This window comes from Acinetobacter sp. YH01025, from assembly GCF_013420185.1.
GTDB lineage: Bacteria > Pseudomonadota > Gammaproteobacteria > Pseudomonadales > Moraxellaceae > Acinetobacter > Acinetobacter indicus.
Genome location: NZ_VOYR01000002.1, coordinates 91,003 through 113,735 on the forward strand (window position 1 = coordinate 91,003; position 22,733 = coordinate 113,735).

16 protein-coding genes are annotated in these 22,733 nt (G+C 47.7%); 8 read left to right on the forward strand and 8 right to left on the reverse strand.

Annotated features, from left to right (window positions below; all coding sequences use genetic code 11):
- Positions 1-59: 59 nt before the first annotated feature.
- Both ppk1 and mtgA read right to left on the reverse strand, forming a co-directional pair.
- Positions 60-2,141 (reverse strand): polyphosphate kinase 1, encoded by a 2,082-nt coding sequence (gene ppk1 / locus FTT89_RS02905; protein WP_005179379.1) that lies wholly within the window; start codon positions 2,139-2,141, stop codon positions 60-62.
- Between the two features lie 111 nt (positions 2,142-2,252).
- Entirely contained in the window at positions 2,253-2,927 is a 675-nt protein-coding gene (gene mtgA, locus FTT89_RS02910; RefSeq protein ID WP_045796058.1) for a monofunctional biosynthetic peptidoglycan transglycosylase, read from the reverse strand.
- A 78-nt stretch (positions 2,928-3,005) separates the two neighbouring features.
- Here mtgA and FTT89_RS02915 point away from each other — a divergent pair, with 78 nt between their 5' ends.
- Entirely contained in the window at positions 3,006-3,824 is an 819-nt protein-coding gene (locus tag FTT89_RS02915) for a rhomboid family intramembrane serine protease (RefSeq protein WP_168370101.1), read from the forward strand.
- 34 nt (positions 3,825-3,858) lie between these two features.
- Here the strand turns inward: FTT89_RS02915 and FTT89_RS02920 are convergent, their stop codons facing one another.
- Positions 3,859-6,342: an ABC transporter permease gene (locus FTT89_RS02920; protein WP_160242934.1), complete on the reverse strand. Its 2,484-nt coding sequence runs from the start codon at positions 6,340-6,342 to the stop codon at positions 3,859-3,861.
- Between the two features lies 1 nt (position 6,343).
- Positions 6,344-7,069 (reverse strand): ABC transporter ATP-binding protein, encoded by a 726-nt coding sequence (locus tag FTT89_RS02925; RefSeq protein WP_005179393.1) that lies wholly within the window; start codon positions 7,067-7,069, stop codon positions 6,344-6,346.
- A 32-nt stretch (positions 7,070-7,101) separates the two neighbouring features.
- On the opposite strand from FTT89_RS02925, the gene FTT89_RS02930 reads away from it, so the two are divergent.
- Positions 7,102-7,713, forward strand: a complete 612-nt coding sequence (locus FTT89_RS02930; protein WP_016659292.1) for an arylesterase — start codon at positions 7,102-7,104, stop codon at positions 7,711-7,713.
- Positions 7,714-7,809: 96 nt separating this feature from the next.
- Here the strand turns inward: FTT89_RS02930 and FTT89_RS02935 are convergent, their stop codons facing one another.
- Positions 7,810-8,424 carry a carbonic anhydrase gene (locus FTT89_RS02935; RefSeq protein WP_034598190.1) on the reverse strand — a complete coding sequence of 205 codons (615 nt, stop codon included), beginning with the start codon at positions 8,422-8,424 and terminating at the stop codon, positions 7,810-7,812.
- A 309-nt stretch (positions 8,425-8,733) separates the two neighbouring features.
- Between FTT89_RS02935 and FTT89_RS02940 the strand changes: the two genes are divergently transcribed.
- Positions 8,734-9,756, forward strand: a complete 1,023-nt coding sequence (locus FTT89_RS02940) for an alpha/beta fold hydrolase (protein WP_005179410.1) — start codon at positions 8,734-8,736, stop codon at positions 9,754-9,756.
- A 14-nt stretch (positions 9,757-9,770) separates the two neighbouring features.
- A complete protein-coding gene (locus FTT89_RS02945; protein ID WP_104513534.1) occupies positions 9,771-10,778 on the forward strand; it encodes a hypothetical protein in 1,008 nt (335 codons plus the stop codon).
- 72 nt (positions 10,779-10,850) lie between these two features.
- Here FTT89_RS02945 and FTT89_RS02950 read toward each other — a convergent pair whose 3' ends face one another.
- Positions 10,851-12,911: a TonB-dependent receptor domain-containing protein gene (locus FTT89_RS02950; protein ID WP_163145572.1), complete on the reverse strand. Its 2,061-nt coding sequence runs from the start codon at positions 12,909-12,911 to the stop codon at positions 10,851-10,853.
- Between the two features lie 171 nt (positions 12,912-13,082).
- Positions 13,083-13,721, reverse strand: coding sequence for a Fe-S biogenesis protein NfuA (nfuA, locus tag FTT89_RS02955; RefSeq protein ID WP_005179419.1), 639 nt, complete (start codon positions 13,719-13,721; stop codon positions 13,083-13,085).
- A 159-nt stretch (positions 13,722-13,880) separates the two neighbouring features.
- Here nfuA and FTT89_RS02960 point away from each other — a divergent pair, with 159 nt between their 5' ends.
- The 3 genes from FTT89_RS02960 to FTT89_RS02970 all read left to right on the forward strand — a co-directional run bounded on the left by FTT89_RS02960 (position 13,881) and on the right by FTT89_RS02970 (position 16,492).
- Positions 13,881-14,498 (forward strand): rhomboid family intramembrane serine protease, encoded by a 618-nt coding sequence (locus FTT89_RS02960; protein ID WP_005179422.1) that lies wholly within the window; start codon positions 13,881-13,883, stop codon positions 14,496-14,498.
- A gap of 122 nt (positions 14,499-14,620) precedes the next feature.
- Positions 14,621-14,779, forward strand: coding sequence for a hypothetical protein (locus tag FTT89_RS02965; protein WP_005179424.1), 159 nt, complete (start codon positions 14,621-14,623; stop codon positions 14,777-14,779).
- 174 nt (positions 14,780-14,953) lie between these two features.
- Positions 14,954-16,492 (forward strand): hypothetical protein, encoded by a 1,539-nt coding sequence (locus tag FTT89_RS02970; protein WP_180061353.1) that lies wholly within the window; start codon positions 14,954-14,956, stop codon positions 16,490-16,492.
- Positions 16,493-16,815: 323 nt separating this feature from the next.
- Here FTT89_RS02970 and FTT89_RS02975 read toward each other — a convergent pair whose 3' ends face one another.
- Complete coding sequence (locus tag FTT89_RS02975; RefSeq protein WP_005179429.1) at positions 16,816-18,435, reverse strand: inorganic phosphate transporter; 1,620 nt, start codon at positions 18,433-18,435, stop codon at positions 16,816-16,818.
- A 481-nt stretch (positions 18,436-18,916) separates the two neighbouring features.
- On the opposite strand from FTT89_RS02975, the gene metH reads away from it, so the two are divergent.
- Positions 18,917-22,606 (forward strand): methionine synthase, encoded by a 3,690-nt coding sequence (gene metH, locus FTT89_RS02980; RefSeq protein ID WP_168390106.1) that lies wholly within the window; start codon positions 18,917-18,919, stop codon positions 22,604-22,606.
- Positions 22,607-22,733 lie beyond the last annotated feature (127 nt).

The window sequence follows — 22,733 nt, forward strand, 5'->3', positions numbered from 1 at the left end:
CTCCTTATTTTTTTAGCGGATAAAAGCCTGACATTCTTTAAATGTCAGGCTTGCTTCGCTTACTGAATCATCTCGATCAGGGTGCGCTGTGCATTGGAAGCCGGCTCACCTTCTGCGGCCTGCGCACGAATCCAGGTACCATCTCCCTGCAGTAGCCACGCCTGCTGGTTATCTTGCAGATAAATTTGCAGACCTTGCTGATAAATACGTTTTTTCAGTGCCGGATCTTCAATCGGGAAGCAGGCTTCAACCCGGTTAAACAGGTTACGGTCCATCCAGTCAGCACTTGAACAGTAAATACGCGCATCACCATTATTGCTGAAATAATACACGCGGGTATGTTCCAGGAATCGGCCAACAATGGAGCGTACCCGGATATTTTCCGACAACCCCGGCAAGCCCGGACGCAGGCAGCAAATCGAACGGATAATCAGGTCAATCTGCACGCCAGCCTGGGAAGCTTCATACAGTTTATTGATCAGCTGCATTTCAGTTAAGGCATTCACCTTCACAATAATTTGTGCTGGTTTACCGGCTTTAGCATTGGCAATTTCATCATCAATAAAGTTGATCAGCTGGGTATGCAGGGTAAACGGCGCATGTAACAGCTTTTTCAGCTTGGCCATTTTGCCCATGCCGGTCAGTTCCTGGAAAATACGGTGTACATCTTCACAGAGTTCCTTGTCGGTGGTGAGCAAGCCGTAGTCGGTATAAATCCGCGCGTTACCGGCATGATAGTTACCGGTGCCCAAATGCACATAACGCACCAGCTTGTTGTTTTCACGGCGCACCACCAGAATCATTTTGGCATGGGTTTTATAACCGACAATGCCATAGACCACCACCGCGCCGGCCTCTTGCAGCACGTTGGCCACAGCAATGTTGGATTCTTCATCAAAACGCGCACGCAGCTCAATGACCGCGGTCACTTCTTTACCATTACGCGCCGCTTCCGCTAAGACTTGTACGATTTCAGAATCGGCACCACTACGGTACAGGGTCTGTTTAATTGCCAGTACCTGCGGGTCACGCGCCGCTTCACGCAGCAGGTTAATCACCGGGGCAAAGGATTCAAACGGATGATGCAGCAAGATATCCTGCTTTTGCATGGCCGAGAAAATATTCTCGGACTTTTTCAACACTTTCGGAATCACTGGCGTATGTGAATCATAACGTAAATGCGGACGTTTAAAGTTAGACAATAAACGCGCCAGATTCACTGGACCATCCACTTTATAGAGCTGGTCTTCATGCAGATCGAACTCATTCAGCAGATATTCATAAATCGGTTGCGGACAGTTCTGGGTCACTTCCAGACGCACCGCGCGGCCAAAACGGCGGGAGTTCAGCTCGCCTTTCAGCGCTTTGGCCAGATCTTCGACATCTTCGTTTAAGGCCAAGTCAGCATTACGGGTGACACGGAACTGATAACAGCCAGTCGCAGTCATGCCCGGGAACAGGTCCGATACATGCTCATGAATAATTGCAGACAGCATCACGTGATGTTCTTTACCACCGGTCAATTCATCTGGCAAACGCACCACACGTGGCAAGGAACGCGGCGCTGGCACCACGGCTAGGTCAATCTGACGGCCAAAAGCATCTTTCCCTTCCAGCGTCACAATAAAGTTCAGGCTTTTATTGACCAGACGCGGGAATGGATGAGCCGGGTCCAGGCTGATTGGCGTTAAGACCGGTGCCACCTGTTCCTGAAAATATTTTTTCACCCAGGCCGATTGGGCTGGCGTTAGTTCACCACGGCGCAAGAAACAGATATCTTCTTCACGCAGTTTAGGCAGAATTTCCTGGTTTAAAATACGGTATTGGCGCTCAATGGCAGCGTGGGCAGTTTGGGAAATCTGCTCCAGTACCTGTTTTGGAGTCAAGCCATCCGGGCTACGGCTTTCATTACCCAAATCCAGCTGCTCCATGACGCCTGCAACACGAATTTCAAAAAACTCATCTAAGTTACGTGAAAAGATGAGTAAAAAGTTCATACGTTCCAGCAAGGGATGCAAAGGATCGACTGCCTGCTCCAGCACGCGCAAATGGAAATCGAGGATAGAAAGCTCACGATTGATGTATCGATCATTATAGGTATAGTCTATTTGCGCAGGGGTCGCGCTCGCTGCCGTATTCATATGCACCCTATGACTTTTTCTCAAGTATTCACTATTCATAAGTATGCTTCAATTTTGTGACAATTTCATAAAAAAAGCCCACTGCTGTGGGCTTTTTTTCAATTTTACAACTCAAGGAATCTCGCTGTAACGCATGTATTTACGGATCATACGCTTACGCGGCTCCAGACCACGACCGGAACGGTTGTCCTGATAATATTTCGGATTCGGTAAAATTGCGGCCAGAAAAATCGCTTCTTCACGGCTGAGGCTGCGTGAAGACTTGCCAAAATAATGCTGGGTCGCTGCTTCAATACCGTAAATGTTGTCGCCAAACTCTACCGAGTTTAAATACACTTCCAGAATCCGCTGCTTGCTCCACATGCGTTCCATCATCCAAGTGGCAATCGCTTCCTGACCTTTACGCAAAAACGAACGCTGGTTAAATAAAAACAGGTTTTTCGCCAGCTGCTGGGAAATGGTCGAACCGCCAGCCACCACCTGACCCTGATCTTTATTACGTTCTAGTGCATGCTGAATACCTTCCCAGTCAAAGCCATGATGCTGCATAAACTTGCCATCTTCGGCAGCGACCACGGCTTTTTTCAGATATTCACTGATCTGGTCATAGTCACGCCATTCATGCCGGATAGGCTGGGAAGTATCTGACCAGTAGTCCAGGCGCATCATCATGGTACTTTGTACCGGCTGGGTTCGCCACCAGGCCAGACTCGAGAAAATCCACAACTGGATCAATAAAAACAGACTGACAAGAATTAATAAGGTACGGACAATAAAAGCTTTCATGTCAGCTTGGGGCTCCTGAGGCGTGAATTTTTCGTGTTAAGCTTATAACGAAATAAATCATCATTGTATAAAAATAGCATGTCTGAATATTCACCGCCGCTGATTCACCGTAAACCCGACACGCATTTATGGTGGCTGACGGCCCTGTTGATTGCCCTCAATATTGGTGTATTTGCCTGGCAAATCCTGACCGGTGTCGATGCCAGCCAGCCCAGCACCCGAGATGCGATTCTCTGGGGCGCCGACTATGCTCCCCTGACCTTTCTCGAACAGCCGCAGCGTCTGTTCAGCAGCATGTTTTTCCATTTTGGCATGATTCACCTGATGCTGAATATGTGGGCCCTGTATATTTTTGGCAGCGTGGCCGAACAGCTCTTTGGTCGGCTGTATTTTTTAGGTTTATACATATTGGCCGGACTGATGGGCAGCCTGCTCAGTGGCTATTTGCAGATTCAGGATTCCTTACAAATTCTCGCGCATGGCCTGACCAGCCCGGATTTACTGCCAAGTGTGAGCGCTGGTGCATCCGGTGCAGTGATGGGTCTGGGTGCTTCCCTGACGGTTTTATCATTATTGCCACGTCTGCCAAAACAGCGTTTTCTGCTGGATAAGAAAACCCTGTTACTGGTGATGGGCCTGAACCTGTTTATGGGCTTTATGATTAGCGGAATTAACAATGCCGCACATATTGGCGGCATGGTGATGGGTGCAGCCTTGGCAGCACTTTGGTACATCGGCCAGAAGCTGCACAAGTCAGCGCTGTTTTCGCTGCTGGCGCTGACCGGCGCCGCCATCATCAGCTGGCTGTTTTATCAGTACTGTCTGCAACAGGTACAGATGCTTGCCCCGCTGTGGCAGGAAATTCTCGCGATGATGCGCCAGCAATTGCAGCTGTAACGCATACCCCACCATTTTAATGCAGAGATGAAACTTATTGATTCATCTCTCGCAGACTTTGCAAAGGCGGAATATCCGATAAATAACTAAGCCGATAACGGCCAATTAAAGCACACAATAAAGTCATTACAACCGGCAAGATTAGCCAGATTTCCCAATGTGGCTGAATTGCCAGTTCCATCCGGTAGCTGGCAATCGCACTAATCACCTCGGCAAACAGACAGGCCACCACCCCGGCAATCCCGCCAATCAGGCCAATTTCCAGACTCATCATCCGTTTTAATTTCTGCTTGGAACTACCAAAAGAACGCAGCAAGGCCACCTCACGTTTCCGCTCATCCATCAGCAGGTTTAAACAGGCAATCAGCACCAGAATCCCGGACACGGCCACCAACACTGCCAGAATGGTAATAATCTGTACCAACACATTCACAATCCGTTTAATCTCTTCCAGAATCAGACTGACATCAATAAATACGGTATTGGAAAACTGCTGGATCAGCTGCACCAGTGCCGGCCGGTCCTGCTCTGGCACATAGAAACTGCCCAGATAGCTGCCGGCATTTTCATCCATGGTCTGCGGTGAAAAAATAAAGAAGAAATTCGGGCTAAAGCTTTCCCATTCCACGCTGCGCAGATTGATGACTTTGGCCTGCAACAAGCCTTCCGGCAAACTAAAGGTCAGCGTATCGCCAATCTCAATGCCCAGCTCTTGCGCAGTATTGGCTTCAACCGAGACCTGCCCGACCTGACTAAACTGTTCCTGTCCGGCCACAATCAGGTTGTCGGCCGGAAAGCGTTCGGCCTGGGTCAGGTTCAGTTCACGTCTGAGCGAATTATTGTGCTGGATTAGCGCTTCTGCAAAGGGCTGATCATTTTTCGCTACCAGCCGCCCGCGCACATTTGGGTACAGCGGCGTACTGTGCCAGCCCTGCTGTTCAAGTTGCGCCTGAAACTCTGGCATATCAAACGGTGGTAAACCATAGACAAACTGGTTTGGCGTACCTTCCGGCAATTGCTGCTGCCAGCGATCCAGCAGATCGGTACGTAATACTGCCAGCACGGTAATCAGGCTAAGGCCCAGCGCCAGTGCGGTAATCTGAAATGCAGTCTGATACGGCGTGCGCACATAGGCCGAGATGCCGCTTTTTAAATTGCGGATCAGTTTCAGGAAGCTCCAGACTACGGCATAGAGTACGCTACACAGCAGGATGATGGCACCCATGACCCATAGCGTCAGCACAATATTTTCGGTCAGCACCACACTAAACAGCATCAGGCTGAGTGTGCCGGTCAGCAGCATCCATAGCATCGACTGGACTGATTTTTCCTGCTGGCGAATCACCCGGATTGGTGGGGTATTGAGCAGCTGCCACAGACTTGGCAAAATAAAGCCCAGCAGTACCACGGCACTGGTCAGCATGGCAATCGGGAGTGGCCCCAGCAGCATCTCGACAGCGGAAAACTGCAATTGCAAATGCGGAATCAGCTGTAACATCAATTGCAACAGCCCATAGCCTAGCGTAATGCCGACCGCACTACCGAGCAGCATCGCCAGTAACAGCACCACCGCCAACAAGGTCAGATAAGCGCCCAGAATCTGCTTCTTGGTCGCGCCAATGCAACGCATTAAAGCAATATGATCCTGATTCTGCTGTACATAGCGCTGGCTGGTTAGGGCAATGGCAATGCCACACAGTAAAATGGTGAGAATATTGGCCAGCTGTAAAAAGGTATCCAGATTGGCAATTGGACGCATCAAGCGGGTATTGCCTTCACTGGCATTGCGCAGGCGCAGCCCATCCGGCTCACTGATATTCTGCCCGTCAATTTCCTGGGTCTTGGGCAAGCTTTCCTGATACTGTTTAAAATCCTGCTCGAACTGGCGAGTATGCTGGGGTGTACCGGCCATCAGCAAGCGGTAATTAATCCGACTGCCAACCTGAATGGCATTGGTACGCGCCACATCTTGCTGGGCAATGATCACCGTCGGTGAAAAACCGCTAAAACCCAGTTCCTGATTGGAATCATGCTCGATGCTGGCCGTGACCTGAAAGGCGCCATCGGCAATATTTAAGGTATCGCCCACCTGAATTTTTAGCAGCTCCATCGCGCGCTGGCTGACCCAGACCTCGCCCGGTTGAATGGCAGCAGCAGGCTGCGGCGCAACCCGCAGCTCTCCGCGTAACGGAAAGGCCTGATCAATGGCTTTGACATTCACCATCACAAATTCATCGCCGGTGTGTGCCATCGAGCTAAACACCGTAACATGTGACTGCTTTAGCGCCAATTCATCGGCCGCCGCTTCCCAGCGCGGTGCAATCGGTTTATTGTCGGACAGCACCAGATCACCGGCCAGCATTTCTGCCGCCTGCAAAGCCACCGCATTTTGAATCTGCTCATTGCTGAATTTCAGCGCGGTTGTGGCACTAATTGCCAGAATTAGCGCAATCAGTAACAGATAAACACCGGTACTTTTAAAACTCTGGGTCAGTAAAGGACGAAATAATGGGTTCATCTCATCCTCCTGCCGGGTGTTCCAGCAATTGTCCCTGACTGAGTTCAAAATGGCGCTGACATTGCTGCGCCAGTTTCGGATCATGCGTCACCAGCACCAAGGTGGTCCCCAGTTCACGGTTCAGTTGAAATAACAGCTGTTCAATTTCTTTGGCGGTTTCGCCATCTAAATTCCCGGTCGGTTCATCGGCAAAAATGATTTTAGGCTCACTGATTAAAGCCCGGGCAATCGCCACCCGTTGCTGCTCACCACCCGACAGGACTTTCGGGGTCTGCTCTGCCTGCCGTTCCAGTCCGACTTTTTTCAGTAGATTACGCGCCTTGTGTTCGGCCTCGGCAAATTTAAAATTCGGTTGCAAGCGTAGCGGCAGCATGACATTTTCCAGTGCGGTTAAATGCGGCAATAACTGGAATGACTGAAATACAAAACCAATATATTTCAGCCGCACCAGCGCACGCTGTTCTTCATTCAGCTCCTGAATTGATTCACCACAGACCGTTAACTGCCCGGCACTGGCCTGATCCAAGGTCGCCAGAATCCCCAATAAGGTCGATTTGCCTGAACCGGAACGGCCGGTAATTGCCACCTGTTCCCCCGCCCGGATCTCCAGATTTAAATTTTCAAAAATCGTCAGTGTTTTTTGTGCAAGTTGTATCTTTTGTGTCAATTGTTGGGCAGAAATAATGCTTTGTGGCATGATGGCGGTATCTGTAGTGAATTGAGTCATAGTATCCTTAAATGCACATTCGCAATTTCAAAATGAGTTGTTTTGCTTATTTCGCTGTGGCGGGGCTTGCCTTCATGCCCATGCTGGTGTCTGCCAAAACCATCATGATTCTGGGTGACAGCTTAAGTGCCGGTTACGGTTTGCAACCACAACAAGGCTGGGTCCATCTGTTACAAAAACGTTTAGAACAACAGTATCCGAAACAGCATAAAGTGGTCAATGCAAGTGTGAGTGGCGAAACCACCAGCGGCGCGCTGGCACGTTTGCCCAAATTACTGCAAACGCATAAGCCGCATGTGGTGGTAATTGAACTGGGCGGTAATGATGGCTTGCGTGGTCAACCACCGCAGCTGATTCAAAATAATCTGGCGCGGCTGATTCAGCACAGTCAACAGGCCAAAGCCAAGGTGATTGTATTTGGCATGAAAATGCCACCCAATTATGGCAGCGCCTACAGCAAGGCGTTTGAAAATAACTACAAAGTGGTGAGCCAGCGTTATCAGGTCAAATTACTGCCCTTCTTCCTAGACGGTGTCGCCGGTAAAAATACCCTGATGCAAAAAGATCTGATCCATCCGACGGCTGCAGCCCAGCCCATTTTGCTGAAAAATGCCTATCCCTTGATTCAGGCAGCATTAAAATAAAGCCGATTCAACGCTGAGATGGTTTTCAAGATCCGGATTTCAGCCATAAAAAAAGCGGGACATCAATGCCCGCTTTTTGATTATTTTTAGAATCAATTAAAAATCAAAGAAAGTTACTTCACCGGTTTCTAATGAATATTCTGCACCTACGACTTTCAGCTGCCCCTGTTCAATCAGGTTTTCTAACACTGCTGAACCATGACGTAGCTGATTGACTGAGGCAAACACATTGGAACGAACCGCATGTTTCGACAGCTTGGCCAAATCATTTTTCAGTTCAGTCTGCATCAGCGTTTCTACGGACGGGCGGACACGGTTCACAATTGACATCAGATTGGCAGATGGTGGACAGTCCGGGCACATCAAGGTATCAATGGTGGCCTGAATCGCGCCACAGTGACTATGGCCCAAAACCACAACCACGGCGCAGTCATAACGCTCTGCCGCAAATTCAACACTGCCGACCTGAGATGGCGCAACAATATTCCCTGCCACACGAATCACAAACAGATCGCCGAGTCCCTGATCAAAAACCATTTCTGCAGGTACACGTGAATCAGAACAACCGAGCACAATCGCAAAAGGATTCTGGTCTTCGGCCATCTCTGCACGTTGATGGTGGGTTAGTTGTTTCGGATGATTGGTATTGCCCGAAACAAAACGTTGGTTTCCTTGTTTAAGACGTTCTAAAGCCTCTTGAGCTGTGAGCATTCTTGTTACCACCAGTTTTTGAGTTTTCAGCATTTTAATCCTCTGCCGGGGCAAAGTCACTTGCAAAAAAAATAGCTGATCAATTTTTATAAGATAAATTTTTTCAAATTTTCCTAAAGTAATTGCGATTTACATCACACTTCAAAAGCAGCACACCAACCCGATCAAAAAACAGCTAGGTGACATTTTCTGCAAAGCCCTTACAATAACCAGAAACAGCATTTTCAATTCGACTTAAGGCGAAAATTTACACAATTCAAACAAGCCAAGCCGACGCCTATTTAAAAAATATTCTTGGGGATATCGTCAATGAAGCAGGATTCTTCGCGATTTTTGTCTTGGCCACGACTGGCAGTCCTGGCACTGGCACTGTCTGCGCCTCTGCTCAGCTCTGCCGCCAAACTCTCGCCTGAACAGCAGGTGGTGCAGCATTATTATCAGACTGAACGCCAGGCGGCGGGTCTGGTCTCGAAAAGCTTGAAAATTGGCAATATTACCTGGCGCTATAATGAAGGCGGCGATGTTAATCGGCCAACCATTTTGCTGTTACATGGCTTTGCCGGACACCGCGACAACTGGAACCGGGTGGCCAAATTTCTCACCCCGTCCTATCATGTGATTATCCCCGATTTACCCAATACCGGTGAAACCCAGAGTTCGGGCAATTTCGACCTGTCTGTACCAAGCATGAGCGCACAATTGCGTCAGCTGGTAGAAACCTTGAATATTGCCGACAAGCTGAATATTGCCGGGCACTCATTGGGTGGCTCTGTGGCAACGGTCTATGCAGCCCAATATCCGTTTGATACCCAAAGCCTGTTCCTGCTGAACAGTGCCGGTATTTATAAACACTCCAATACGCCTTATACCAAAGATCCGCTGTTACTGAAAAATCTGGTGGTCACCGCGCCGGGCGATTTAGACCATATTGCGCATCAGCTGATGCAAAACCCGCCGAAAGTACCAGAGCAGTTTAAATCTGCCCAGGAAAAACTGTTAATTTCACGGGCCAGTCAATCCTTAAAATTTATTGACCAGATGGTGACCCTAAACCGGATTTACACCCCGGACAGCTTTGCCCGCCTCACCCGCAATATTGAAGCACCCACCCTGATTCTCTGGGGCAAGCACGATAAAATTATTAATGTTGAAGTGGCCAAAGAATTACAGGGCCTGTTTAAACGCGCGGAAACCCCGGTCATTTTAAATAATGTCGGTCATGTGCCAATGCTGGAAGCTGAACAGCAGGTGGTACAACATTATTTACCCTTCCTGGCCAAAACACAGAACCTAAAAAACCCGCTAGCTGATAAACTGATTCCTTTAAATTAAGTTCCAGAGATTGTATGCAGCAAAACCCGATGCTTGAGCAGTTGATTGAAGCTCATCTTGACTTTTTAGCACATGAGTTTTCTCAGCCTGAAACCGTACAGCAGGAATTTCTGCATTTTTATCACTGGTTCCGCAAGCAGCATCTGAAAGATCTCTGGAGCTGCGAACAGCTGAATGACCTGCTGCAAAAACAGATTCTAGACACGCCGGCCAGCGCCTTTCTGATTGAACAGATTGCAGAACACATCCGCTTTGCCCTGGTGCATCCGGTAAATGACAGCGCCAAAATTGCCGATGTCATTCCGGTACTGACCATTGATAAAATTGCCCAGTATGTGGCCAGCAAAAGTGGCCATCGTCAGCGTCTGATTAAAACCGTGGTCAGTAATCCGGCCTTTTCTGCAATGATCAGCCAGTTAATCCAGCACTCGATTCAGGATTATCTGGACAATTCACTGATTGCCAAAAGCGTGCCTGGCGTGTCGCGTTTTATGAAAATGGGCAAATCGGTACTGGAAACAGTGACCGATTCCAGTTTAGACAGTGCAGTCAGCGCCTATTTGCAAAAGAATATCTTAAAGCTTAGCCAGATGAGTGAATCGGTCCTGAACCAGCATTTTGATGATGACAAGCTCTATCATCTGCAGGCCAATATCTGGCACAAGATTAAAGACCTGCCTTTGTCGGTCTTAAAAAACTATATTGAAGTACAGGATCTGCCACAGACTGTGGCGCTGGGTCATGAAATCTGGGACTTTATGCGCCAGAGTGATTATTTAAAACAGCAGCTACATGATGGGGTACACGCCTGGTATGTCCGTAATCAGGAACGCACTTTTGACCTGTTATTGCGTGATCTGAATATTGATGAAGCCCTGATTCAGCAAGAATTACAGCAGCTGTTAAACCCCGTGATTCAGCAGATGCTGTCGCAGCAGTATTTACGGGAACGTGCGCGGCTCTATCTAGAAAAGTTTTATTATTCCGAGCCGGCACAGAAAATTCTGGACACCCGTACCTAAGCCTCAAAAAAAGCCGCAATTGCGGCTTTTTCTTGCTTGATCACTGAAACGTAGATGTTTAGCCGTTGATGATTAGAACTTGGCCATCAGGTTAATGCCATAACGGCGGCCATCTAGAAGCTGATCACCATCACGGTCTTCAGCTTTTTCATCCAGCAGGTTATACACGCCAAATTTACCACTGATATTTGGGGTAAATTTATAGTTCAGACCCACATCTAAAAACTCATAACCCGGATTTGGCTGGGCAACAGAAGTCCGGCTTAAATAGGCAGATGTTTCTGAACGATAATGCAGGCGTGACCAGATATTCAAGGCATCATTAATTTCATGATCGACCGTAATATTCAGCATATGCTCCGGCATCTGGTTTACAGGCTGGCCTTTGAACTCACCTGTCTTAAATTCGGAATCGGTAAAGGTATAGTTGGCCATGAGCGTGGTGTAATCACTCAGGCTGGCTTCCAGAGTCGCTTCCACACCTTTTAACTCGGCTTCATCGACATTAATCCGTTCACTGATGAAATAAAACGGTGTATCGCCTTCAAAACATTTCCACTCCTGCCAGTTATCCCGGTTGGTCGAGCTGCCATCGGTATCGGTTTCGCAGGCACGCACTTCGGTAATCCGGTCTTTATACTGAGTGACATAAGCGGTTAAGGACGCCTTGACCCTGTCATTTTGCCAGTTCACGCCCAGCTCTGAAGACAGACTCGATTCCGGGTCTAGGTCCGGATTGGCGCGAATAATGCCGCGTCCGGTGGCTAACGGTGAACCACCACCGCCGGTGACGCTATAAAAGCCTTCCGTGGCAGCACGAATATCCGGCTGTTTATAACCGGTTGACACCCCACCTTTCACGGTCCATTGGTCATTCAGGCTATACACGCCATATAAGCGCGGCGAAACATGACCACTGTAGTTTTCGTCATGGTCATAGCGCAGCCCGGCGGTTAAATCGAAACGGTCACTCAAATGCCAGGTATCTTCCAGAAAAGCCGCGGCCGACCAGCGGGTTAATTCACTAAACTCCGGCGCATTCGGATTACGGTTGGTGGCCTTATCGGTGAGTTTCTCATCTTTATAATGCGCACCAAAAGACAGTGTATGATTGCCCAGCAACCAGTTCCACTGGTTATTAAAGGTCCAGGTATCCAGTTCAATGCCTTTGGTGCCCAACTGGGTATTACCACGATCGGGGTTTTTAGAATTTTCATACTGCAGATAGGTGGTACTATCAAGCTGATCGCTATAACGGCCATGATGGGTTAAGGCATAAACATGACGATAATTACGTGAACTGGAATCGGCGGCATTGTTGGCCGGTGCAACCGTTTTACCCACCGTGGTTTCCGATTCCTGCTGGACAAAATTGGCTTCCAGTTGCAGATCATGATTGTCATTGAGTATATAACTCAAGCGGCTATTCAGGCTTTCCCGTTCAGTCCCGCGAAAACCGCCAACATAGGCATCTTCTTCACGTTTTTGCTTATTCAGCGACAGCTGTAAACCAAGCTTGTTCTCTAGTAATGGACCCGCCAGATAGACCGAGCCATTTTGAATATCACCGGCATTGCCCTGATCCTGAATGACACTGCCCAGTTCGACACTGCCCGACCAGCGGTCACTGACTTTCTTGGTAATAATATTCACCACCCCGCCCATCGCATCTGTTCCATACAGTGTTGAGGCCGGCCCACGAATAATTTCAATTCGCTCAATCGCGGAGACCGGCGGCAAAATATTTTTCTCAAAACCGGCATCATCGCCATTTGGATTGACATCACGGCCGTATTGACGTTTGCCATCGACCAGAAACAAGGTGTAATTCGAGCTCATACCGCGAATGCTGATGGTTTGTGCCGAGCCAGAACCGGACACCACCACGCCGGGAGTATGTCTAAGTACATCTGTAATATCATTATATTCACGCTTTTCCAGCTCTTCCCGATCAATCACGGTAATGGACGCCGGCGCCTTGGACAGGTCCTGTTCATAGCCGGTAGCGGTTACCACAATGGTATTTAACTGGGTCGCATCTGCAGTGCTATTGTCTGGATTTGCTTGAGCAAGGCTGCTCATCACGGCAAGGACCGCAAAAGATAATGCTGACTGGTTCAGAGTTTTATTCATCAGGTTATCCCAATTTAATTAAGGAGAAATTCTGTGTATTTCGTTACGCATTGCAACAATCTTGACTGATAATTCAATTAATACTGATAATTATTATCATTATTATATTTATTTAATACAGTAAAAAGCCTCCACGATGGGAGGCTCATTTGCTGAAGTGAAACTTATTTATTATTTAAAATAAGCACCTTCGGCCTGGCTGTGGTCAGTCTGGTCTACCACACGCATTAATTCAGGCACATGCTGTTTTAATGTGGTTTCCACACCCTGTTTCAGCGTGACATCAATCGCTGAACAGCCCTGACAACCGCCACCGAATTTCAGGATCGCGGTTAAACCGTGTTCCGGATCTTCAACCACTTCCACCAAGGCACAGTTACCGCCGTGACCGGCAAGGCCCGGGTTAATTTCAGACTGTAATACGTAAGTAATACGCTCTTCGATTGAGGCATCCGGACCCACGCGTGGCACTTTCGAGTTAGGCGCACGGAAGGTCAGCTGGCCCCCAAAACGGTCTTTGTTGTAATCAATAACCGCATCCAGTAAATATGGAATAGACGGGGTGTCGATATAGGCCGGAAAATCCGGATAATCCTGCTTATAATCTGTTGGTACGACTTCTTCTGGCGCACTATAAGCCATACAACACTCAGCACGCGGCGTTCCAGGATTCTCAACAAAAACGCGCACACCAATCCCCGGTGTATTTTGCTTTGCCAATAAATCTTTTAAATACTCTTGAGCATTTGGGGTGATCAATAAGTTTGGAATCTCTTCTGCAACTGCAGTGCTGTGGTTCTCAGTCGACATAACAATATTTCCTCATGCTGAAGTTGCCATTTTAACTGAAGATGCGGGGGAATTAAAAAAATTCAACTAAAATTGTCGGAATTATCCTATGAAAGTTCTGTTTCATTTGTTTTTTAATGGCATTATGATCAGGAAACCCGAAAAGAAGAACATCTGTTTATGTTAGATTTACCGTTTAATCATACTGTTACGCTGATTGTGATTACAGCGATTATCTCCTTTATTGCTTTTTCCAAAGAAAAAGTCATGAACCGGTTGATTTTCTGGCCACCGGCGTTGGAACGGGGTCAATATGACCGCTTCATTACTCACGGTTTTGTCCATGCCGATGGTACCCACTTACTGTTTAACATGATTACCCTGTTTTTCTTCGGCAGTATTATTGAAAGCTTTTACCGTCAATATCTGTATGATCTGGGCTTTGTACTGTTTTATTTAGGCGGTCTGATTGCCGCAATTTTACCGAGTTATCTGAAACACAAAAATGATCATCGCTGGGCCAGCCTGGGTGCTTCCGGTGCGGTGTCTGCAGTACTGTTTGCCTATATCCTGTTTGAACCATGGAAACTGATTTTTGTGTTCTTTATTCCGGTTCCGGCTATTATTTTTGCGGTGCTGTATGTGGCCTATAGCATCTGGTCGGGTAAACGTGGCAATTCCAATATTAACCACAGCGCGCATTTGTGGGGAGCAGCCTATGGGGTGATTATCACCATCATGATTGAGCCGCGTTTAATTCCGCATTTCCTGAATAAACTTAGCCAGCTTCCGTTCTAAATTTGAGCAATCTGAAGCGCCTGCGGTATATTTTGACAACGCATAACTACAAATTAACACAGTATGCCGCAGCGGTTGGCGTCTAAAATAACTCGAATAATAACGAAGATGGAAGATGAGAGATGAAAAAGTTATTTCTGATTGCCGGCTGTTTACTGAGCTTGAGTGCCTGTGCCGTCCATACCCCAGAAGGCCGTTTGGTGATTGATCCTGACTCACGTATTTATGGCCATCCAGGAGATTTCTGCCCACCAGGTCAGGCCAAAAAAGGCCGCTGCTAAGCCCATTTTTCCATTTAGCCTCCAGAACGGAGGCTTTTTACTGCGTCCTCATAAACTGCAATTTCATTGGATAATTCATACAATTTTGGTAGTTAATGCCACCCCATCTCACAATTTGGCATAGATAATGTATACATCTGTATATTAATTTGCTTTCAAGCTGCGAGTTTTTGCATGTCCAAATTAGACGGCCTACAATTTCCACATTTCGAAAACCAGAAACCCAGTACTTCACGCACAGGACGTGCGATTATTGCCGAGGCACTGGCCGGTGTTGCACCGCAACTGTCCCAGCAAACCCTGTCTGAAAAAAACTGGCGCAAACAGTATCCCAAATATTTTAAGGCGCTGGTCGAATACGGCATTCAGACCTGCCAGAACCCGATTCAAATTGCTGAACAGGGCCTGAATAAAGCACATGGCAGTTTCGAGTTTTATCGACATAGTCAAAAACATCTGCTGAAAGATGTGATGAGCCTCGATGCCCAGCCTTTGCACACAGTTAAAATCCAGGGCCAAAGCACGGCGGCGCCGGAGTGGTATGTGCCGTATCAGGGACAGAAACTGCAAGGTCAGACACTGCTTGAGCAAATCCAGCGCTGGGAAGATGGCGGGATTATTGAACACAGTCATGCTCAAGCTTTACGTGCAGCAGTCGCTCATCCGGAATGGTTCGATTTATCAGACCGTACCATGGTGCTGTTTGGTGCTGCTTCTGAAGCTGGCCCCCTGACCTGGCTAACGAAATGGAAAGCCAATATTGTCGCGGTCGATTTACCCAATGCCCGGGTCTGGAACAAAATTCTAGAAACCGTGCAACAGGGTAATGCCACCCTGTATGCACCAGCGACTGAAGCGGTAGATGAAAACAGCACGACTGAGCTATTAAAAGAGCAGCTTGGCGCCAATTTACTGACTCAAACTCCTGAAATTGCCCAGTGGCTAACCCAGTTTGAACAGCAGCTGGATTTGGCTGCAATTGCCTATTTAGATGGTGAAAAACACGTGCGTGTGGCCATGGCGATGGATGCGATTATGCAGGCCGTCAGCACGCAAAAAGCCGAGACCAGCCTGATGTTTATGTGCACCCCAACTGATGTCTATGCAGTGCCTGCCGATGTGATTCAGGCCTCAAAAGACAAGTATCAGCAGCGCTCGAAAGCCCAGCAACTGCTGACCCGTGGGGTTTCAACGGTTACGGCGCAGCATTTCTTCCAGAAAAACCTGCATGATCTGGTCCATTCAGACAATGGACAGGATTACGGGATTGCCGACTGTCTGGTGGTAGAACAAGGACCGAACTATGCGCTGGCCAAACGGATTCAGCAATGGCGCGCCACCCTCGCCCGTCATCAGGGACAACGCGTCAGCATTAATATTGCACCATCAACCACGACCTATTCGGTGACTAAAAATCCGTTATTAAAAGCGGCATTTAATGGTGCCAGCCTGTTTGATGTGGAAGCTTTTGCGCCAGAAACCACCAATGCGATTATGGCCGCGCTCTGGATTCATGACCTGCGTAATCCACAGTCGGGGGCCAATCCGGAAGTGACTCTGAACCATCCTTTAGAGTTGATGATGGAAGGGGCCAACCATGGCGGTTTATGGCGTGTCGCATATTTGGCCCGTACTGCCCTGCCTTTTGCAGCCTTATATGGTTTTGCTACCGAGAAGCTGCCTAAAGGCTTACTGGCCAAGTTAAAGAAATAAGAGATTTTAATCTCTCTTCGATCGTTCCCTCTCTCTTGTGTAGCGGTGCTACGTATCCAAAACGGAGAGGGAGATTTTTTTAGAGACCTGCTGTCTACCTGAAAGATAAAAGAGTGGATAGGTTCATTAAAGAAAGAGAAGCTTTGATATTGCTTAGGCTATTTCCTTACCCTCAGCCCTCACCCCTTGAGAGAATGCATTGTAGATTTGCTGTCTATCTAAAAAATAAAGGACGTCACGACTTAGCATTTGGATCATCTGTTTCATCTACAGATATAAAAAAACGCTGCCCAGGCAGCGTTTTTTATTGCGGATGAACCGGCTTAGAATACTTTCAGGAATAACCAGAACAGGCCACCCGATAAACAGATGGTTGCAGGCAAGGTGAAAATCCACGCCGATAGAATGGTTTTAACCATCTGGAAATTCAGGCCAGATTTATTCGCCACCATGGTCCCGGCCACCGCACTGTTCAAGACATGCGTGGTCGATACCGGCATACCAAAGCCATCTGCTGCAGCAATGGTCGACATCGCCACCAGCTCGGCTGACATACCCTGACCATAAGTCATGTGCTGTTTACCAATCCGTTCACCCACGGTGACCACAATACGCTTCCAGCCGACCATGGTTCCTAAGCCCAGTGCCAGTGCCACCGCAACTTTAACCCAGGTTGGAATATATTGCAGGAAGGAATCGAGATGGTCACGGTAATCATCGACCACTTTTTCCTGTTCCTTGCTCATGGCAGGTAAAGCTTCCGCTTTATCCAGACGCTTGAATGACGTGGTGCTGAGGTACATATCATTACGCAATGCTGCCACTTCTGCTTCCGGAATATTTTTCAAATCGCCGTATTGACCCACACGCTCACCTAAATGATCAGTCAAACTGGCCAAAGCCGGTACCACTTCCGGGGTGATTTCCTTGGTCTGGATGTACTTGGTGATTACTTCACGGGCCTGCGCATCCGGAATATCGGTATGGTTGGCATAAATTGCAGATGCGGTTTGTGTCGACAATTGCTGGAAAGACTGGATATGCTGATTGTCCAGTTCCTTATTCAAGGAATAAGCCAATGGCACAATCCCAATCAGAATCAGCATGATTAAGCCCATGCCTTTCTGGCCGTCATTGGAACCGTGGGCAAAGCTCACGCCGGTACAGGTAAAGATCAGGATGGCACGGATTAATGGCGGTGGTGGTTTGTTGCCTTCAGGCGGCTGGAACAGTTCCAGCTGACGTTTGAAAATCTTTTTCACCAGCAGGAACAGTACGGCAGCAAAGGCAAAACCAATTAATGGCGAGAACAGTAAAGCCTTACCGACTTTCATCACCTGTTCCATATCCACACCGGATGCACCAGCGCCCGCATTGAGGATGTAATTCATAATCCCCACACCCAGAATGGAACCAATTAAGGTATGCGAACTTGAAGCCGGAATACCGAGGAACCAGGTGCCTAAGTTCCAGAGAATGGCCGCAATCAGCATGGCAAAGACCATGGCAAAACCTGCGCCTGAGCCAACATTCATGATCAGCTCGACCGGTAGCAAGGCAATAATACCGTAGGCCACGGCACCACTGGCGACCATCACCCCAAGGAAGTTACAGAAACCGGCCCACATTACCGCAACCGGTGCAGACAAGGCATTGGTATAAATGACCGTGGCCACCGCGTTGGCGGTGTCATGGAAACCGTTAACAAATTCAAAGCCTAGCGCAATAAATAAAGCGGTGGCCAGCAGAATCACCGAATACAGGCTAAGCGCCGGAACATGCGATAAATCTGCCGATAATTGAAAGCCAATATAAATAAGCGTTGAAATAATAAGCGTTAGAAACACCGGCATAAAGAATTTCGGTGTTGGCACATGAACATTGGTCGACTTTTTCGGAGCCGACTGGTGTGCTGAATCTACGGGAGTTTGATTAGAATTCATGCAAGCAGGAAAAGAGGATACAAAATCCCCTTATTGTTCAGTTAAATTGTGACAATTATATGACAAAAGCAGGTCAAATAAAGTAATTTTTCTACTTTATTTGCCACAATTTCCTGATAATTTTATAGACAAAAAATCAAACTATTTAAAATAAATCAAAAACTTATAAACCACCATCTCATCTTCATCCGGTTTTCCGTCACTGCTGTCATCTTTGATGACACTGAAATATTACAAGTACAGCAAAACCCGGCCCATTTTTAGACTCTCTCATACTGCCATAGCTATATGACAATTTTATGAATCCTTACAATGATTTATTTATAACGATGTGTATATTTTCAAAATAAGCCCATGAAAACGTATACTTTTTCAGCAAAGATGCCACAAAGTTCCGTTCCATCCCATCAATTGCGGAAAAAAGCAGTCGAACTCTGCTAAAATATTGCGCATTTCTGATTCATCAAAACAAGGGTTTTTTATGTCCACGCTTGCTACCCTGAAAGAACTTCTTGCCAAAAGAATTTTAATTATCGATGGTGCCATGGGTACCATGATCCAACGCCATAAATTGGAAGAAGCCGATTATCGTGGTGAGCGTTTTGCTGACTGGGCCTATGACCTGAAAGGCAACAATGACCTGCTGGTACTGACCCAGCCGCAGATTATTCAAGGTATTCATGAAGCCTACCTAGATGCCGGCGCTGACATTATTGAAACCAACAGCTTTAACGGCACGCGTGTTTCCATGGCGGATTACCACATGGAAACGCTGGTTCCGGAAATTAACCGTGAAGCTGCGCGTCTGGCCAAAGCTGCCTGTGAAAAATATTCAACACCGGAAAAACCACGTTTTGTGGCGGGTGTCTTGGGGCCAACGTCACGCACCTGTTCAATTTCACCAAACGTGAATGATCCGGCATTCCGTAATATCACTTTTGATGAACTCAAAGAAAACTATATTGAAGCTGCGCACGCCCTGATTGAAGGCGGTGCCGATATTCTGCTGATTGAAACCGTTTTCGATACCCTGAACTGTAAAGCGGCAATTTTTGCGGTAAAAGAAGTCTTTAAACAGCTGGGCCGCGAATTACCGCTGATGATTTCCGGCACCATCACCGATGCCTCAGGCCGTACCTTAACCGGCCAGACTGCCGAAGCGTTCTGGAACTCGGTGCGTCATGGTGATTTACTCTCTATTGGCTTTAACTGTGCCTTAGGTGCAGATGCCATGCGTCCACACGTAAAAACCGTATCCGATGTGGCCGATGTCTTTGTTTCTGCACACCCGAATGCCGGCTTGCCAAATGCCTTTGGCGGTTATGATGAAACCCCGGAACAAACTGCTGCCTTCTTAAAAGAATTTGCCGAAAGCGGTCTAATTAATATTACCGGTGGTTGCTGTGGCACCACGCCGGATCATATCCGTGCCATTGCACAAGCCGTTGAAGGTATTGCACCGCGTCAACTGCCAGAAATTGAACCTGCCTGCCGTTTAAGTGGTTTAGAACCATTTAACATCACCAAAGATTCCTTGTTCGTGAACGTCGGTGAGCGGACCAACGTGACCGGTTCGAAAAAATTCCTGCGTCTGATTCGTGAAGAAAACTTTGCCGAAGCGCTGGATGTGGCCCGTCAACAGGTTGAAAGCGGTGCACAGGTCATCGACATCAACATGGATGAAGGCATGCTCGATTCACAGGGCGCGATGGTGCACTTCCTGAATCTGGTGGCCTCTGAGCCGGACATTTCCCGTGTGCCAATCATGATTGACTCATCTAAATGGGAAATTATTGAAGCCGGTCTGAAATGTGTACAAGGTAAAGCTGTCGTCAACTCGATTTCCCTGAAAGAAGGTTATGACGAGTTTGTCGAAAAAGCGCGTCTATGCCGTCAGTATGGTGCTGCCGTGATCGTAATGGCCTTTGATGAAAATGGTCAGGCCGATACTGCCGCACGTAAAAAAGAAATCTGTAAACGTTCTTATGATGTGCTGGTCAATGACGTGGGCTTCCCGGCTGAAGATATTATCTTTGACCCGAACGTGTTTGCGGTTGCAACCGGTATTGAAGAACACAACAACTATGCGGTGGATTTCATTGAAGCGACGGGCTGGATTAAACAGAATCTGCCACATGCCATGATTTCTGGCGGTATTTCTAACGTGTCGTTCTCTTTCCGTGGTAATGAGCCAGTGCGTGAAGCAATTCATGCCGTGTTCCTGTACTATGCGATTAAACAGGGCCTGACCATGGGTATTGTAAACGCTGGTCAGCTAGCCATTTATGATGATATTGACCCGGAACTGAAAGATGCGGTTGAGAACGTGATTCTGAACCAGAATCAGGGTACCAGCGGTCAGGATGCTACGGAAAAACTGCTGGAAGTCGCGGAAAAATATCGCGGTCAGTCGGGCGTTAAAAAAGAAGAAGAAAACCTGGAATGGCGTAACCAGCCGGTGGAAAAACGTCTGGAATATGCGCTGGTCAAAGGAATTACCACCTTTATTAATGAAGACACCGAAGAAGCCCGCTTAAAAGCCAAACGTCCGCTAGATGTGATTGAAGGTCCACTCATGGACGGTATGAACGTGGTCGGCGATCTGTTTGGTGCCGGTAAAATGTTCCTGCCGCAAGTGGTGAAATCGGCCCGTGTGATGAAACAGGCGGTGGCCTGGTTAAACCCGTACATCGAAGCAGAAAAAACTGTGGGCGAGTCCAAAGGTAAAGTGCTGATGGCCACAGTAAAAGGCGATGTCCACGATATTGGTAAAAACATTGTTGGTGTGGTCTTGGGCTGTAACGGCTATGACATTATTGACCTGGGCGTGATGGTACCGGCAGAGAAAATCCTGCAAACTGCGATTGATGAAAAAGTCGATATTATTGGCCTGTCGGGTCTGATCACCCCATCTTTGGATGAAATGGTCTTTGTGGCCAAAGAAATGCAGCGTAAAGGCTTCAATATTCCATTGATGATTGGCGGTGCGACTACCTCGAAAGCGCATACGGCTGTGAAAATTGATCCGCAATATTCCAATGATGCGGTCATTTATGTGGCTGATGCTTCACGTGCTGTTGGTGTTGCAACTACCCTGCTGTCACAAGAGATGAAACCAGCCTTTGTAGCAGACACCCGTGCTGAATATGCCAAAGTACGTGAGCGGATTGCCAACAAGCAGCCGAAAGCGGCGAAACTGTCTTATGCAGAATCAATTGAAAACGGCCTGAAAATTGACTTTAAAGCCAATACACCGGTAAAACCAAACTTTATTGGTACCCAGACCCTGACCAACTATCCGCTGGAAACACTGGTTGAATATTTTGACTGGACGCCATTCTTTATTTCATGGAGTCTGGCCGGTAAATTCCCAGCCATCCTGACCGATGAAGTGGTGGGTGAAGCAGCGACCGATTTATACAATCAGGCGCAGGCGATGCTGAAAGATATTATCGACAATAAACGCTTTGATGCGCGCGCGGTATTTGGCCTGTATCCGGCCAACCGTTCCGGTGCAGATTCAGTCGAAGTGTATGATGCAACAGGTACGCATGTCACGCATACTTTCCAGCACGTTCGTCAGCAGTCAGACAAAGTCACTGGCAAACCGAACCTGTCACTGGCCGATTTTGTCGCGCCAAAAGGTGAAGCGGAAGACTATTTAGGTGGCTTTACCGTGTCGATCTTTGGTGCAGAAGAAATGGCCAATGAGTACAAAGCCAAAGGCGATGACTACAATGCCATTCTGGTACAGTCTTTAGGTGACCGTTTTGCCGAAGCCTTTGCCGAGCATTTACATGAACGTATCCGTAAAGAGTTCTGGGGCTATCAGGCCAATGAACAACTGTCGAATGAAGAGCTGATTAAAGAGAAATATGTCGGGATTCGTCCGGCGCCGGGCTACCCTGCTTGTCCTGAACATTCTGAAAAAGCACCACTATTTGACTGGTTAGGTTCAACCGACAAGATTGGCACACAACTGACCAGCAGCTTCGCGATGTGGCCACCTTCATCAGTCAGTGGTTTCTACTATGCCAACCCTGAAAGCCAGTACTTTAACGTGGGTAAAATCGCAGGCGACCAGCTTGAAGATTATGCGCAGCGTAAAGGTTGGACACTGGATGAAGCGAAACGTTGGTTAGCGCCAAATTTGGATGATTCGATTTCTTAAGAATCTCTCTAGTCCTCTTTATTAAAGGGGGAACTAAAAATCCCCCTAAATCCCCCTTTTTCAAAGGGGGACTTTGTCATGTGATTAAATGAATTACGAATCCAAAACCACCATCAAATTCGCGTAA